General features: G+C 70.3%; 14 protein-coding genes. 3 read left to right on the plus strand and 11 right to left on the minus strand.

All coding sequences use genetic code 11. The features are described from left to right. Window positions 1-6: 6 nt before the first annotated feature. Window positions 7-1,071 carry an alpha/beta hydrolase gene (locus tag BM236_RS03555; protein WP_245750110.1) on the minus strand — a complete coding sequence of 355 codons (1,065 nt, stop codon included), beginning with the start codon at window positions 1,069-1,071 and terminating at the stop codon, window positions 7-9. A gap of 84 nt (window positions 1,072-1,155) precedes the next feature. Between BM236_RS03555 and BM236_RS03560 the strand changes: the two genes are divergently transcribed. Next, window positions 1,156-3,306, plus strand: coding sequence for an RNA degradosome polyphosphate kinase (locus tag BM236_RS03560; protein WP_091120302.1), 2,151 nt, complete (start codon window positions 1,156-1,158; stop codon window positions 3,304-3,306). A 34-nt stretch (window positions 3,307-3,340) separates the two neighbouring features. On the opposite strand, the gene BM236_RS03565 is transcribed toward BM236_RS03560, so the two are convergent. The 7 genes from BM236_RS03565 to BM236_RS03595 form a co-directional block, all read right to left on the minus strand. Then, window positions 3,341-4,354 (minus strand): inorganic phosphate transporter, encoded by a 1,014-nt coding sequence (locus BM236_RS03565; RefSeq protein ID WP_091120305.1) that lies wholly within the window; start codon window positions 4,352-4,354, stop codon window positions 3,341-3,343. 8 nt (window positions 4,355-4,362) lie between these two features. Then, window positions 4,363-4,980 carry a DUF47 domain-containing protein gene (locus BM236_RS03570; protein WP_091120308.1) on the minus strand — a complete coding sequence of 206 codons (618 nt, stop codon included), beginning with the start codon at window positions 4,978-4,980 and terminating at the stop codon, window positions 4,363-4,365. A 174-nt stretch (window positions 4,981-5,154) separates the two neighbouring features. After that, window positions 5,155-5,934: a phosphate ABC transporter ATP-binding protein PstB gene (pstB, locus tag BM236_RS03575; RefSeq protein WP_091120309.1), complete on the minus strand. Its 780-nt coding sequence runs from the start codon at window positions 5,932-5,934 to the stop codon at window positions 5,155-5,157. Between the two features lie 12 nt (window positions 5,935-5,946). Beyond that, entirely contained in the window at window positions 5,947-6,861 is a 915-nt protein-coding gene (pstA, locus tag BM236_RS03580) for a phosphate ABC transporter permease PstA (RefSeq protein ID WP_091120312.1), read from the minus strand. Further along, entirely contained in the window at window positions 6,858-7,835 is a 978-nt protein-coding gene (gene pstC / locus BM236_RS03585) for a phosphate ABC transporter permease subunit PstC (protein ID WP_091120314.1), read from the minus strand. Before pstC ends, pstA begins: the two co-directional genes overlap by 4 nt. A 98-nt stretch (window positions 7,836-7,933) precedes the next feature. Beyond that, entirely contained in the window at window positions 7,934-9,055 is a 1,122-nt protein-coding gene (locus tag BM236_RS03590) for a phosphate ABC transporter substrate-binding protein PstS (RefSeq protein ID WP_175507535.1), read from the minus strand. A 181-nt stretch (window positions 9,056-9,236) separates the two neighbouring features. Next, the gene (locus tag BM236_RS03595; protein WP_091120317.1) at window positions 9,237-10,100 is read right to left on the minus strand and encodes an NUDIX hydrolase; all 864 of its coding nucleotides are present in this window, start codon (window positions 10,098-10,100) and stop codon (window positions 9,237-9,239) included. Window positions 10,101-10,120: 20 nt separating this feature from the next. Between BM236_RS03595 and BM236_RS03600 the strand changes: the two genes are divergently transcribed. Beyond that, window positions 10,121-11,152 (plus strand): hypothetical protein, encoded by a 1,032-nt coding sequence (locus BM236_RS03600; protein WP_091120319.1) that lies wholly within the window; start codon window positions 10,121-10,123, stop codon window positions 11,150-11,152. 9 nt (window positions 11,153-11,161) lie between these two features. On the opposite strand, the gene BM236_RS18850 is transcribed toward BM236_RS03600, so the two are convergent. Continuing rightward, window positions 11,162-11,317, minus strand: coding sequence for a hypothetical protein (locus tag BM236_RS18850; protein ID WP_175507536.1), 156 nt, complete (start codon window positions 11,315-11,317; stop codon window positions 11,162-11,164). Between the two features lie 246 nt (window positions 11,318-11,563). Further along, a complete protein-coding gene (locus BM236_RS03605; RefSeq protein ID WP_091120321.1) occupies window positions 11,564-11,767 on the minus strand; it encodes a cold-shock protein in 204 nt (67 codons plus the stop codon). A gap of 320 nt (window positions 11,768-12,087) precedes the next feature. Between BM236_RS03605 and BM236_RS03610 the strand changes: the two genes are divergently transcribed. Continuing rightward, on the plus strand, window positions 12,088-13,524 hold the full coding sequence (locus tag BM236_RS03610; RefSeq protein ID WP_245750111.1) for a hypothetical protein: 1,437 nt from the start codon (window positions 12,088-12,090) through the stop codon (window positions 13,522-13,524). Here BM236_RS03610 and BM236_RS03615 read toward each other — a convergent pair. After that, window positions 13,521-13,700, minus strand: coding sequence for a DUF3073 domain-containing protein (locus BM236_RS03615; RefSeq protein ID WP_091120324.1), 180 nt, complete (start codon window positions 13,698-13,700; stop codon window positions 13,521-13,523). The genes BM236_RS03610 and BM236_RS03615 overlap by 4 nt on opposite strands. Window positions 13,701-13,832 lie beyond the last annotated feature (132 nt).

The following is a 13,832-nucleotide window of genomic DNA, read 5'->3' on the forward strand; positions in this document are numbered from 1 at the left end:
CGGCCCTCAGGCGCCGAGACCCTTCCTGAGCGCTACGGCGAGATCGGCCGCTGCGGCGCGCGAGGAGCGGGCGAGCAGGACGTTGAAGAAGCCGTGGATCTGGTCGGGGTAGCGCCAGGTCTCGACCTGGACGCCGGCCGCGGCCAGCTTGGCCGCGTACGCCTCGCCCTCGTCGCGCAGCGGGTCGAACCCTGCGGTGGCGACGAACGCCGGAGCGACCCTTGCGGGCACGTCCGCATGGAGTGGGGAGAGGCGGGGGTCGCGCGGGTCGGTGCCCGCCGGGACGTACGACGACCCGGCGAGGTCGATGAAGTCGGACGTGAGGAAGTAGCCGGTCCGGAAGCGGCGGCGGCTCCCGGTCTGCTCGTCGAACTGCGTCACGGGGTAGATGAGCAGCTGGAACGCGCACGCGTCGGTGACCGCGAGCGCGACGCCGGTGGCCAGGTTGCCGCCAGCGGAGTCGCCACCGACGCCGATCCGGTCGGGGTCGGCGCCGACCGCGCCGGCGTTGTCGCGGACCCACTGGAAGACCTCGACGGCGTCCTCGTAGGCCGCCGGGAACGGCGCCTCGGGAGCGAGCCGGTAGTCGACCGCGAGCACGCGGACGCCGGACTCCTCGGCGAGGAAGCGCACGGCGGCGTCGTGGGAGTCGAGGTCGCCGTAGATGAACCCGCCGCCGTGGAAGAAGACCAACAGCGGCCCCGGCTCGACGGAGGCGCAGACGGCGGTCGGGGTGTAGAGCCGGACGTCATGACCGGCCGCCCGCAGCGTCTCCACCCTGCCGATCGGCTGCTCGCCGCCCGCCATCCGTGACTGGTGCACCAGCACCGTGCGTCCCTTGTCGATCGGCAGCGACTCGATCGCCGGTCCGGCCACCTTCGCCAGTCTGAGCATCAGCTGGGTGTCGGTGGCCAGCGTCTGGCCGTCGACCACGACCGGCCTCCCGGCCAGTCGCCGCTGGACCGGCTCCGGGAGCACCAGCGCGGTGGCCAGAGCGACCCGCTCGGCGGAGCCGACCAGCGACGCGAGGGTCGAGCGGACGAGGGACGAGGGCGTGGACAGGAGGCTCACGGAGGTGAAACTTACCGGTGGGTCACTTACGCCGGCCGGAGCGACCGTCATCTGGAGTTCACCAGTCGGTGGGACACTCGGATCATGACGCTGGAGCCCTTCACCGACAACGATCTCGGTGGAGTCGAGTCCTTCGACGTCGACCCGCCCTACCAGCCGGACCACGAGGCGCTGGCCGCGGTCGAGCAGTTCGAGGACCGGTTCCTCGACCGTGAGCTGTCCTGGCTGCACTTCAACCAGCGTGTGCTCGAGCTCGCCGAGGAACCGACCCTGCCGCTCCTCGAGCGGGCGCGGTTCCTGGCGATCTTCGCCTCCAACCTCGACGAGTTCTTCATGGTCCGGGTGGCCGGTCTGAAGCGGCGGATCGCCGCCGGGCTCGCCGTTCGCGCCGCCTCCGGGCTGATGCCGCGCGAGGTGCTCGAGCTGATCTGGCGCACGACGCGCGAGCTCTCCGAGCGGCACGCCGCTGTCTTCTCCGAGCAGGTCGTGCCCGGCCTGTGGAAGGAGGGCATCGAGCTGGTCCGGTGGGACGACCTGACCGCACCGGAGCAGAAGCAGTGCAAGAAGCTCTTCAAGGAGCGGGTCTTCCCGATCCTGACGCCGCTGGCCGTCGACCCGGCCCACCCGTTCCCCTACATCTCCGGGCTCAGCCTCAACCTGGCCGTCCTCATCCGCGACCCGCGGACCGGCAAGGAGCACTTCGCGCGGGTGAAGGTGCCGCCCAACCTCACCCGCTTCGTCTCGGTCGGCAACGACCGCTTCGTCCCGCTCGAGGACATCATCGGCGAGCACCTCAAGCGGCTCTTCCCGGGCATGGAGGTCCTGGAGGTGCACACCTTCCGGGTCACCCGCAACGAGGACGTCGAGGTCGAGGAGGACGACGCCGAGAACCTGCTCGCCGCGCTCGAGAAGGAGCTGCTCCGACGTCGCTTCGGCCCGCCGGTGCGGCTCGAGGTCGAGTCGTCGATCTCGGACTCGGTGCTCGACCTGCTCGTCTCCGAGCTGGGCGTCTCGTCGTCGGAGGTCTTCCGGCTCCCCGGCCCGCTCGACCTGCGCGGCCTGCACGCGATCGCCGACATCGACCGGGAGGAGCTGAAGTTCGCCGCGTTCCTGCCGACGACCCACCACCGCCTCGCCGACGTCGAGTCCGCCGCGCCCGTCGACGTCTTCAAGGCCGCGCGGCGCCGCGACATCCTGCTGCACCACCCCTACGACTCGTTCGCCACCTCGGTGCAGCGCTTCCTCGAGCAGGCGGCGGCCGACCCGCACGTGCTGGCGATCAAGCAGACGCTCTACCGCACCTCCGGCGACTCCCCCATCATCGACGCCCTGATCGACGCCGCCGAGTCCGGCAAGCAGGTGCTCGTCCTGGTCGAGATCAAGGCTCGCTTCGACGAGTCGGCCAACATCCGCTGGGCGCGCAAGCTCGAGCAGGCCGGCTGCCACGTCGTCTACGGCCTCATCGGCCTCAAGACGCACTGCAAGCTCGCCATGGTCGTGCGCGACGAGGGCGCGTACGGCGGCGGTATCCGTCGCTACACCCACATCGGGACCGGCAACTACAACCCGAAGACGTCGCGGCTGTATGAGGACTACGGCCTGATCACCGCCGACGAGGCCATCGGCGAGGACGTCGCGCACCTGTTCAACAACCTGTCCGGCTGGTCGCGCAACGCGTCCTACGAGCAGCTCCTCGTGGCACCGGCGACGGTCCGCGAGGGGATCGTCGAGCAGATCCACGCCGAGATCGCGCACCACCGCGCGGGCCGTCCCGCCCACATCCGGCTCAAGGCCAACTCGGTCGTCGACGAGGCGGTCATCGACGCGCTCTACCTCGCCTCGCAGGCCGGGGTCAGGGTCGACGTACTCGTCCGCGGCATCTGCTCCCTGCGCCCCGGCGTCCCCGGGCTGTCGGAGACGATCACCGTCCGGTCGATCCTCGGCCGGTTCCTGGAGCACTCACGGCTGTTCTGGTTCGCCAACGGCGGCGAACCGGTCGCGTGGCTCGGCTCGGCCGACCTGATGCACCGCAACCTCGACCGGCGCGTCGAGGTGCTCGTCCGGCTGCCGCTCGAGGACCACGTCACCGGGGTGGCCGACCTCTTCGACCTCGCCTTCGCGCCGAGCACGTCCGCGTGGCTGCTCGACGCCGACGGGGCCTGGATCCGCAACGACGGCACCGTCGACCTGCACGAGACGCTCATCGAGCGGCAGCGGCGCCGGCGGGCGGTCTAGCGGCAGGCCGGACGGTCCAGGCGCCGGCCGGGCGTCAGACGCCGAAGACGAGGCGCAGGACCTCGTACGCCGCCGCGGCGGCGAGGCCGGCCGCCGGGAAGGTGAGCACCCAGGCCGTCACGATGCTGCCCGCGACGCCCCACCGCACGGCGGAGATGCGCTTCGTGGCGCCGGCGCCCATGATCGCGCTGGTGATCGTGTGGGTGGTGGAGATCGGCGCCTGCCAGACGTAGGCCGTCGTGTAGAGCACCGACGCACCGACCGCCTCGGCTGAGAAGCCGCGCGGCGGGTCGAGGTGGATGATCTTGCGGCCGAGCGTGCGCATGATCCGCCAGCCGCCGGAGTAGGTGCCCAGGGAGATGGCGCCGGCCGCGCAGACGATGACCCACAGCGGAAGACCGTCGGACTCGTCGGCGTGCCCGCTGGAGACGAGGGCGAGGAAGATGACGCCCATCGTCTTCTGGGCGTCCTGGAGGCCGTGGCCCAGCGCGAGGGCGGCCGCGGAGACGGTCTGCATGCCGCGGAAGCCGCGGTTGACCTTGGCCGCCGGACGGTTCCGGAAGATCCACATGATCGCGAGCATCACCAGGAACGCGAGGCAGAAGCCGACGATCGGCGAGATCACCATCGGGATGATGACCTTGTCGATGATGGTGTGCCAGCGCACGACCGCGAGGTCGGGGCCGGCGGCGAGCGCCGCTCCGACCAGGCCGCCGATGAGGGCGTGCGTGGAGGAGGAGGGCAGGCCGAAGTACCAGGTGACGAGGTTCCAGACGATCGCGCCGAGCAACGACGCGAGCACGATCACCAGGGCGTTCTTGGCGTCGTCGGCGCTGATGTCGAGGGTGTCGGCGACCGTGTGCGCGACCTTCTGGCCGAGCAGCGCGCCGACGAAGTTCATGACCGCCGCGAGGGTGAGCGCGATCCGCGGGGTGAGCGCTCGCGTCGAGACCGAGGTGGCGATCGCGTTGGCGGCGTCGTGGAAGCCGTTGGTGTAGTCGAAGGCAAGGGCGACGACGACCACCGTGATGACGATGGCGAGTTCCATGGTCGCGCTCAGGACTCCTTGAGGGCGATCTGCTCGACGATGTTCGCGACCCGCTCGAACCCGTCGATCGCCGACTCCAGCGCCTCGACGATGTCCTTGAGCTTCAGGACCTCGACGGCCTTGAACTCTCCGGAGAAGATCGTCGCCAGGATCCGCCGGTGGTTGCGGTCACCCTCGTTCTCGAGGCGGTTGACCTCGATCCAGAACTCCTGCAGCGACTTCATCGACTGCAGGTTGGGCATCGCGGCCGCGGTCAGCTCGGCGCAGCGCTGCAGCACCTCGACCTGGTCGGAGAGGTCCGACGGGAGGACCTTGACCTCGTAGACGAGGATCATGTCCACCACCTCGTCCATCAGGTCCATGATGTCGTCGAGGCCGGACCCGAGCGAGTAGATGTCCTCGCGGTCGAACGGGGTCACGAAGACGGAGTTGACCCGGCGCACGATCGCGTGGGTCGTCTCGTCGGCGGCGTGCTCGGCCTCGCGCATCCGCTTGGCGACGTCGATCTGGTCGGCGCCCTCCGCCAGCATCTCCGCGAGGAGCCGGGCACCCGTCACGAGGTGGCTGGCCGCCTCGGTGAAGAGGTCGTAGAAAGTCGTGTCGACCGGTCGGATGCGGAAACGCACGGAGTACTCCTGGGGAGGCGGAGGCGAACGGGCTCCAATCTAGGGGAGGCCGCTCCCCTGCGCGCAACCGGCGGTCCGGCTCCCGTCTCCCGCGCACCTGACCTTGTGCACTGCGCCGCGGCGGATGCCGTTCGCGGGGTCGGACCGAACGGTCACCGTGAGCAAGACGCCGACTCAGCCGAAGCGGCCGGAGATGTAGGCCTCGGTCGACTCGTTGTCGGGGTTGGTGAACATCTTCTTGGTCGGGTTGAACTCGACCAGGTGGCCGGGCTGGCCGGCGGCCTTGAGGTTGAAGAAGCCGGTGTCGTCGGAGACGCGGGCCGCCTGCTGCATGTTGTGCGTCACGATCACGATCGTGTAGCGGTCCTTGAGGTCGTGGATCAGGTCCTCGATCGCCGCGGTCGAGATCGGGTCGAGCGCCGAGCAGGGCTCGTCCATGAGGAGGATCTGCGGCTCGACGGCGATGGCGCGAGCGATGCAGAGCCGCTGCTGCTGGCCGCCGGAGAGGCCCATGCCGGGCTTGTTGAGCCGGTCCTTGACCTCGTTCCAGAGGTTGGCGCCGCGCAGCGACCGCTCAACGATGTCGTCGGCGTCGGGCCTCTTCAGCTTGCGCGAGTTGAGCCGGTTGCCGGCCAGGACGTTGTCGTAGATCGACATCGTCGGGAACGGGTTGGGCCGCTGGAAGACCATGCCGACCATCCGGCGCACCTCGACCGGGTCGACGGCGGAGTCGTAGAGGTCCTGCCCGGAGACGGCGATCTTGCCCTCGACGCGCGCGCCCGGGATCACCTCGTGCATCCGGTTGAGGGTGCGCAGGAAGGTCGACTTGCCGCAGCCCGACGGGCCGATGAAGGCGGTGACCGCCCGAGCCCGGATCGTCATGTTGACGCCCTCGACGGCCTTGAAGTCGCCGTAGTAGATGTTGACGTCGCTGACGTCGATGCTCTTGGCCACTGGTGCTCCTGACTAGCGCCCGGTCTTGGGGGCGAAGATGAGGCTGATGAGGCGTGCGGTGAGGTTGAGCACCATCACGATGGCGATGAGGAGCAGCGCGCCGGCCCAGGCGCGGTCGTAGCCCTCGGGGGTCGCGGTGCCGTACTGCGTCATGATGAAGACGGGCAGCGTCATCATCCGGCCGTCGAAGAGGTTGCGGTTGACGGCCTCGGCCGCGCCGACGGCGACCAGCAGCGGCGCGGTCTCGCCGATGACACGGGAGATCGCGAGCATCACGCCGGTGACGATGCCGCCCAGCGCGGTCGGGATGACGACCTTGACGATCGTGCGCCACTTCGGCACGCCCAGGGCGTACGACGCCTCGCGCAGGTCGTTCGGGACGAGCCGCATCATCTCCTCGGCCGACCTGACCACCGTCGGGATCATGAGCAGTGACAGCGCGATCGACCCCATGATGCCCATGCGGGTGCCGACGCCGAAGATCAGCGTGAAGAGCGCCAGGCCGAAGAGCCCGGCGACGATCGAGGGGATGCCGGTCATCACGTCGACCAGGAAGGTGATGGTCCGGGCGACGCGGCTGCGGCCGCCGTACTCGACGAGGTAGATCGAGGTGAACAGGCCGATCGGGACCGAGATCGCGACCGCGCCGAGGGTAACGAGCAGGGTGCCGTAGAGCGCGTGCTCGAGGCCTCCGCCGGCCTGCAGCTTGCCGGTCGTCGGGTCGAGCCGCTGGACCATGTCGTGGGTGAGCAGGTTGCCGTCGATCGACGGGAGCCCCTTGCTGACCACGACCCAGAGCAGCCAGACCAGCGGGACGAGGGTGGCGGCGAAGGCGGCCCAGATGACGCCGGTGACGAGCCGGTCGGTCATGGCCCGGCGCCGCCTGAGACTTCCCGTCGTCGTCTCGAACAGGTCGGCGGTGCTCATCGCTGCGCCCTCTCGCCACGGCCGGCGATGTAGCGCGCGGCGAAGTTGACCAGGAAGGTGAACAGGAACAGCACCAGGCCGGTGGCCAGCAGGACCGTCTGGATTCGGTTGTCCTCGGCCTTGTAGTTGGCGGCGATGTTGGAGGCGATCGTCGCCGGGTTGGTCGAGGAGATCAGGTTGAGCGTGACGATCGGCGTCGACGACATCACCATGGCGACCGCCATCGTCTCGCCGAGCGCACGGCCGAGGCCGAGCATGACGGCGGCGACCATGCCGGAGCGCGAGTGCGGGAAGACCGCGTAGCGGACCATCTCCCAGCGGGTCGCGCCGAGCGCGAGCGCCGCCTCCTCGTGCAGCCGCGGGGTCTGCTTGAACACCTCGCGGCTGATCGCGGTGATGATCGGGATGCACATGATCGCGAGCACGATCCCGGCGACCAGGATCGTCCGGCCCGTCGCGGAGACCGGCCCGTGGAAGAACGGCAGGAAGCCGAGGTGGGCGTCGAGCCAGCGCTGCACCGGCTGGGACGTGACGGCCAGGGTGCGCGCGCCCCAGAGGCCGAAGACGACCGACGGTACGGCGGCCAGCAGGTCGATCACGTAGGCGATCGGGGCCGCGAGCCGGCGCGGGGCGTAGTGGGAGGTGAACAGCGCCAGGGCGAATGAGAACGGGACGGCGACGACGAGCGCGATGATCGCGGCCAGCGTGGTGCCGAACAGCAGCCGGCCGACGTACCCCCAGAAGTTGCTGGCGGACGGGCCGTAGACGTCGGGGTCGGCCGAGAATCCGGGGAAGCCCTTGAGGAGGAGGAAGACGAAGACGGCGGCGAGCGTGACCAGGATGGTCAGGCCCGACGCCAACGCGGTGCCGGAGAACAGCCGGTCCCCGCGGCCGTAGCTCGTCGACGACCTCGGGCCGGGGGAGCCGAGGTCCTCGCCCGGCTCGGCCTGTTCGAGCTGTGGTGTGGTGCTCACGGAACTCCTGGGTGGCGCCGGAGGGATCGGCTCTGCGTTGCGCAGCGGCGAGGCCTCGGAAGACCCCGCCGCTGCTCAGCGGTGAACGCCGATCTGGGTTACTTGGCCGCGATCTTGGCGAGGATGGCGTCGGCCTTGCTGGCCACGTCGGTCGGGAGCGGGGCCGAGAGTGCGTTCGTGGCGGCGGCCTTCTGACCGAGCTCCGACACGACGAACTGGCCGAAGCCCTTGACGACGTCAGCGGTGGCCTTGTCGTCGTAGGTCGGGCAGGCGATGAAGTACGACACCAGGAAGACCGGGTAGACCGACGGGTCGGTCGAGGTGCGGTTGATCGCGTAGGCCAGCTGGGTGTCGGCTGCGCCGTCGGCCAGCTTCGATGCGGCCAGACCGGCGGCGGCGCCGTCGGCCGACGGGGCGACGAACTGGTCGCCGACCTTGACGGACACCTTGCCGAGCTCGGTGCTCGCCACGGCGCTGTCGTCGGCGTAGCCGATCGTGCCGTTGCCGTCCTGGATGGCGCCGACGACACCGGAGGTCCCCTCCGCGGCCTCACCGGACTGGACGGGCCAGTCGCTGCTGTGCTCGGTCTTCCACGCACCGCCGCCGGCTTGGAAGAGCCAGTCGGTGAAGTTGTCGGTGGTGCCCGAGGAGTCGGAGCGGTGGACCGGCGAGATCGCCAGGTCGGGCAGTGTCGCGTCGGCGTTGAGCTCGGCGATCGCCGGGTCGTTCCACTTCTTGATGGTGCCGTTGAAGATGTTGGCGACAGTGGTGGCGTCGAGGTCGAGGCTGTCGACACCCTCGACGTTGAAGACGATGTCGATCGGGGAGATGAAGACCGGGACCTCGATGACGTCGCTGCCGCCGCAGGCGGCCGTGGCCTTCTCCATGTCCTCGGCGGGGATCGCCGAGTCCGAGCCGGCGAACTTGAAGGCGCCGGAGTAGAAGTTGTCGCGACCCGTGCCGGAGCCGACCGGGTCGTAGGTGATGGTGACGTCGGGGTTGTCCGCCCCGAATCCGGCGCGCCAGGCCTCCTGGGCCTTCTCCTGCGCGGAGGAGCCACCGGCCGCGACGGTGCCGCTCAGGCCCGACGCACTGCTGCTGCCGCCGACGCTGGTGCTCGCGTCGGCGCTGTCGTCCGACCCGCAGCCGGCGAGCGAAAGGGCCACCGCCGCGGCGGCCACGCCGGGCACGAGGGCCCGACGGATGGAAGTGGTGATCACTTCTGAATCTCCTGTGTTCAGCGAATCTCTGTCTCGCCCAGGAGGCTAGGAAGGTCAGGTGTCCGTCATCGGGGTCGTCGGTGAACGCGGCGTGAACTCGGAACGCCCGGTTGTCGACGAGATGTGACCCACAGGACAGACGCCGAGTGAACGGGGCTGCGGACTCACCGCAGGGCTCGGGTCAGTGGCGCTCGCTGGCGACGACGCGACCCCGGCGCAGGTGGACGACGAGCAGCTCGCCCTTCTCGAGCTTGGGGTCGTCCAGGCCGAGCTCGTCGAAGATGAACGGCAGCACCGGGCGGTGCGTGCAGATCACCGTGGGGCCGGTCTTGCCAAGGGCCTCCACCGTGCGCCGCACCAGCTTGCGCACCTTGCCCCGCCGGGCGTGCTCCTCGCTGAGCCGGTCGATCGGCTCGGGCTCGGTGCCGGTGGTGCGGCAGTACGGCGCCACGGTGTCCGCGCAGCGGACGCTGCTGCTCGTCATGACCCGGCGGACGCCGTACGCCTCGAGGACCGGCACCAGCCGCTCCGCCTGCCGCTGGCCGGTGGCCAGCAGCGGCCGGAGCGCATCCTCGGCATGCCAGGTCCTTCGCGCCCGGGACTGGGCGTGCCGCAGCACGATGACGGTCCGGGTCCGCTTGGGGTGCTGGAGGGCCTCGGCGAGGGTGTCGCGGTCATGGGGGTAGGTCAGCACGCGGGTGGCCTTGCTGACCGGCACCCAGGCGACCTCGTCGATCTCGGCGTTGGGCGCGTAGGCGCTGACGTCGTCGGAGCCCGACGCGCGCGCGATCCAGTAGTGCACCGTCTTGCGGGCGCGACCGACGGAGTAGGTCTGGCTCGACAGCGGCCGGCCGAGCCGGACGCGCACCCCGGTCTCCTCCTCGACCTCGCGGACGGCGGCGGCGGTGACGTGCTCGCCGCGCTCGAGCTTGCCCTTGGGGAAGGACCAGTCGTCGTACTTCGGACGATGGACCAGCAGAACGTCCCGACCGCGGCGCAGGACGACCGCTCCGGCAGAGGTGATCTCAGGTCGGCTCCTGGGCATGGCGCTTAGGGTAGGCGGTCGTGCTGACCCGACACCCTCGCGCGCTCGTCGCCGCGGCCGTCGCGCTGCTGCTGGTGGTGGCCGGGCTGGTCGGGGTCACCTGGTGGCGCCACTCCCGGCGCGACGGCCTGGAGGCCGCCCTCAGGCTGGTCCCGGACGACGCCCAGCGCTACTCGTGGACCGACTGGGCCGGCGTACGGCAGGCGTTGAAGATGGACGACGACGACCCCACCGAGGCGCAGGTGGACCGCTTCCTGCAGCAGGGCTTCTCAGCCGATCTGACCTCCGCGTCGGCGATGGTCACCTCGGCCGGGGCGCTGCAGTCGACCTTCGGCTTCTCCCCCGCGACGGCCGAGTGGGAGCTCTTCGCCCAGTCCGACGACGGCGCGGTCGTGGTCGTCGAGCCGGCCTCGACCGACGGCATCGAGCACCGGCTGTCGCGCGCGGGCTACACGCGAGGCAAGGGCGGCGTGTGGGACGGCAGCGAGGCCGCGACCGACCTCGGGATCACCCCGGAGTTCGGCCATGTGGCCGTGCACGACGGCCGGGTCTACGCCAGCGACTCCGCTGACTACCTGGAGGAGGTCGTCGGCGGCGGGTTCTCCCCCTCCGACCCGGTGGCCGACGTGGTCGGCGCGGTCAGGGGCGTCATCGAGCCGATCTCAGCGGTCGTCTACTCCGGGGACTACGCGTGCGGGCACCTGGCGATGAGCCAGGCCGACGACGTCGACCAGGCGCAAGGGGTGGAGCTGATCCGGCAGGCCGGTGGCGTGGACCCGCTGACGGCGTTCGCGATGGCCGCCGGCCCGGACCGCGACGTGACCGTCGGGCTCGGCTTCGAGAGCCACGACAAGGCCGTCCGCAACGCCGACGCGCGGGCGATCCTGGCGAGCGGGGCCGCGCCAGGGCAGGGCGGGAGCTTCAGCGAACGGTTCCGGCTCGGCCGGGTCGAGGCGAAGGACGACACCGTCACGATGCGGCTGCATCCGGTCGCGGGGGCCTACGTGCTCTCGGACCTGTCGACGGGTCCGGTGCTGTTCGCGTCCTGTTGAGGTGCCCGACTAGTCGTCGTTCGGGGAGACCCCGAGGATCTCGTCGATCTCCTCGGGGCTCAATGGCTCGTCGGACTCGCTCGCCGCGATGATGAGGTTGGTCGTCAGCTCGACCTCGCGCAGCAGTTCGGCGTCCTCCAGCGACACGTCGAACTGGTCGTACATGTCGCCCTCCAGTTCTTCCGCGTCGTCCACCTCTCCGGCGCGGTACGTCTACCCGCTCCAGCCTAGGTCGAAACCATCACGTAATCAGGGAATCCATCGCCGTGCCGCGGATCTTTACCGCAACCGGCGTACGCCGTCGCAGGCCGGTGCAGCGAGCCGAACCGTGGAAAGGCAGAGGCCCCGCCCCGCTGATGCGGGACGGGGCCTCGTGAGACCTTGTCGCCGGCCGGGGCCGGCAGGGTCAGATCAGACCGGACGGACGTTCTCCGCCTGCGGGCCCTTCGGGCCCTGGGTGACGTCGAACTCGACCTTCTGGTTCTCGTCGAGGGACTTGTAGCCGTTGGTCTGGATCGCCGAGTAGTGAACGAAGACGTCGTCGCCGCCGTTCTCCTGCGCGATGAAACCGAAACCCTTCTCGGCGTTGAACCACTTAACGGTGCCCTGAGCCATGTGCTCTTCTACTCCTTAGTCGGGGCGAGCGGTCGCCACTTCGGCGGCCACACATCAGATGCGGTGACACGTCGCTCCGACCTGTGGTGTCCCTCGCGAGAGCGGACTCTCGGTCGAGCACAGAGCAGAAACGCCGTTGGATCACAAACTCCGCAGGCGTCAGACCAGCTGGAACTTGCACCTGTTGCAGTTCAGACACTACCAATCTCGGGCCGGAGTGGAAGAGTCCCGGACGGTCATTTCCCGACATGCGGATGAACCTTGTCCGACGCGCCGGTCTCTCGGGGGCTGTCCGAGGCCTCTCATCTAGGCTCGACAGCGTGTCCGGTCTGCCGCGGTTCGAGGAGGTCGCCCGCCTCCATCCGGTCGATCTGGTGGCGCCGGGCCTCGTCGGTCTCGAGCTCGACGGCCCGGGTGAGGGCCCGCTCCCGCAGCCGGCGCCGTACGCCGCCGTGGTGGCCGAGGATCGCGAGGGATCGGGCATCGGCCGGGCCACGCTGCGGCTGCGTTCGGGCGACGACCGGATCGAGGCCGTGCTGGACGGCCGGTCCACCGAGCTCCGCGTCGGCTGCGGCGGGGTCGAGCAGCGACACCGGAGCAGACGGCACGGCCGGCTCCCCCGCACGGCTGCGCCGGACGGCTTCGCGCTGACCCTCACCGGGACCCAGGTCACCCTGTTCGCCCGCACCGGCTCGGTGTGGACAGCACGCGCGCGGACGAGCCTGACCGCACACGACATCGACCCGCACGACCCCGAGTGGCTGGCCGGGCTGCACGCTGAGGCGGCCGGCGAGGTCGGCCGGGTCCGGGCGGGCGCCTTCGGACAGCTCGGGCTGCGCGACCTGCGACTGGTGAGCAACGCCGACGGGACGGCGTACCGCCCCGCGGGGCTGGCCGAGAGCCACGTGCTGCTCACCGCGACGAGCGCGGGGGCAGGGTTCTTCGCGACCGCGCACGCCAGCGTCTGGGAGCTCGACACCGACGCGCTCACGCTCAGGCATCGAGCTGACCTGTTCTTCCGTCGCGGCGAGGACGTGTACGGCGACCAGGCGGTGCACCTGGTGCGCGACCCCGACGGCGCCGAGGGTCCCGACGGCCTCGGGTCGTGGCTGGTCGCGACGAGCACCTGGGGCGACTTCGTCGATCCGGCCGTCGACCACGTACACGTCGAGCTGGGTCGCTCGACCGCCGACCTGCTCGACGGACGGCACGTCATCGACACCGAGCCGCTGCACCTGCCCACGACCGGGCTGCACAGCGTCGGCGTGTGGGACCCGCACATCGTGGCGGCGCCCCGACAGGACGGCGCGGATGCGGCGCGGGAGTGGCTGGTGGGCTACGTCAGCGCCCGGCGCTACTTCGACTTCCATCCCGTCGTCGCCACCGGGCCGGCGCTCGACGCGCTCACGCTGCGCGCGGCCGCCACCGAGCGTCGGGCGACGGAGGGCACCACGCTGGTCCCGCTGCCGATGGGCGCCGGGTCAGGGCATCCCGGCGAGGCCGCCTGGCGGGTGCTCGCCAGCGACGGGCGCGACAACCGGCGCGCGTACCGGTCGGCGTACCCGGTGTTCGACCTCGACCTGCACCAGGTGGGCACGCTCGACGCGCCCTACCCGACCAACCTGCCCTGGCCGACGATCGTGCCGACGCCCAAGGGCATGCTGCTGATCGGCTTCGACGGGACACCGACCGGTGGTCGGCTACCCGGCTACGGCACCCACGGTGCCGTCGTGATCGCGAGAGAGATCAGGGACTAGCGCGAGTCGCGGTCGGCGTAGTCCGACCACTCGTCGACTTCCTCGGCCTGCTCACCGCTGTCCTCAGCCCCACCATGGAGCTCTCGTGCGAGCGCACTGAGGTCCGTCTCGTGAGTGCGGTACTTCAGGTCGCGGGCGACCTTCGTCTGCTTGGCTTTCGCACGGCCGCGCCCCATAAGGTCAGCCCCCTCGCACTAGGCCGGGGCACTGCGGCTCCCGGGCTGTCTCACATAGTTTTCGTGAGCACAACGCTACCTGTTGCGCGGTCGTTCCCGCGAACCGAGGGGTCGAAAACGTGTTCGCGGGCC

It is taken from the genome of Nocardioides terrae (assembly GCF_900112345.1).
In the GTDB taxonomy this organism is placed as follows: Bacteria; Actinomycetota; Actinomycetes; order Propionibacteriales; family Nocardioidaceae; genus Nocardioides; species Nocardioides terrae.

What these genes read in the sequence shown, in the direction of transcription:
- BM236_RS18850 (WP_175507536.1), bottom strand. Translation starts at nt 11,317, where the DNA reads ATGTACGACCAGTTCGACGTGTCGCTGGAGGACGCCGAACTGCTGCGC.
- BM236_RS03615 (WP_091120324.1), bottom strand. Translation starts at nt 13,700, where the DNA reads ATGGGGCGCGGCCGTGCGAAAGCCAAGCAGACGAAGGTCGCCCGCGAC.
- BM236_RS03605 (WP_091120321.1), bottom strand. Translation starts at nt 11,767, where the DNA reads ATGGCTCAGGGCACCGTTAAGTGGTTCAACGCCGAGAAGGGTTTCGGT.
- pstA (WP_091120312.1), bottom strand. Translation starts at nt 6,861, where the DNA reads ATGAGCACCGCCGACCTGTTCGAGACGACGACGGGAAGTCTCAGGCGG.
- BM236_RS03565 (WP_091120305.1), bottom strand. Translation starts at nt 4,354, where the DNA reads ATGGAACTCGCCATCGTCATCACGGTGGTCGTCGTCGCCCTTGCCTTC.
- BM236_RS03595 (WP_091120317.1), bottom strand. Translation starts at nt 10,100, where the DNA reads ATGCCCAGGAGCCGACCTGAGATCACCTCTGCCGGAGCGGTCGTCCTG.
- BM236_RS03560 (WP_091120302.1), top strand. Translation starts at nt 1,156, where the DNA reads ATGACGCTGGAGCCCTTCACCGACAACGATCTCGGTGGAGTCGAGTCC.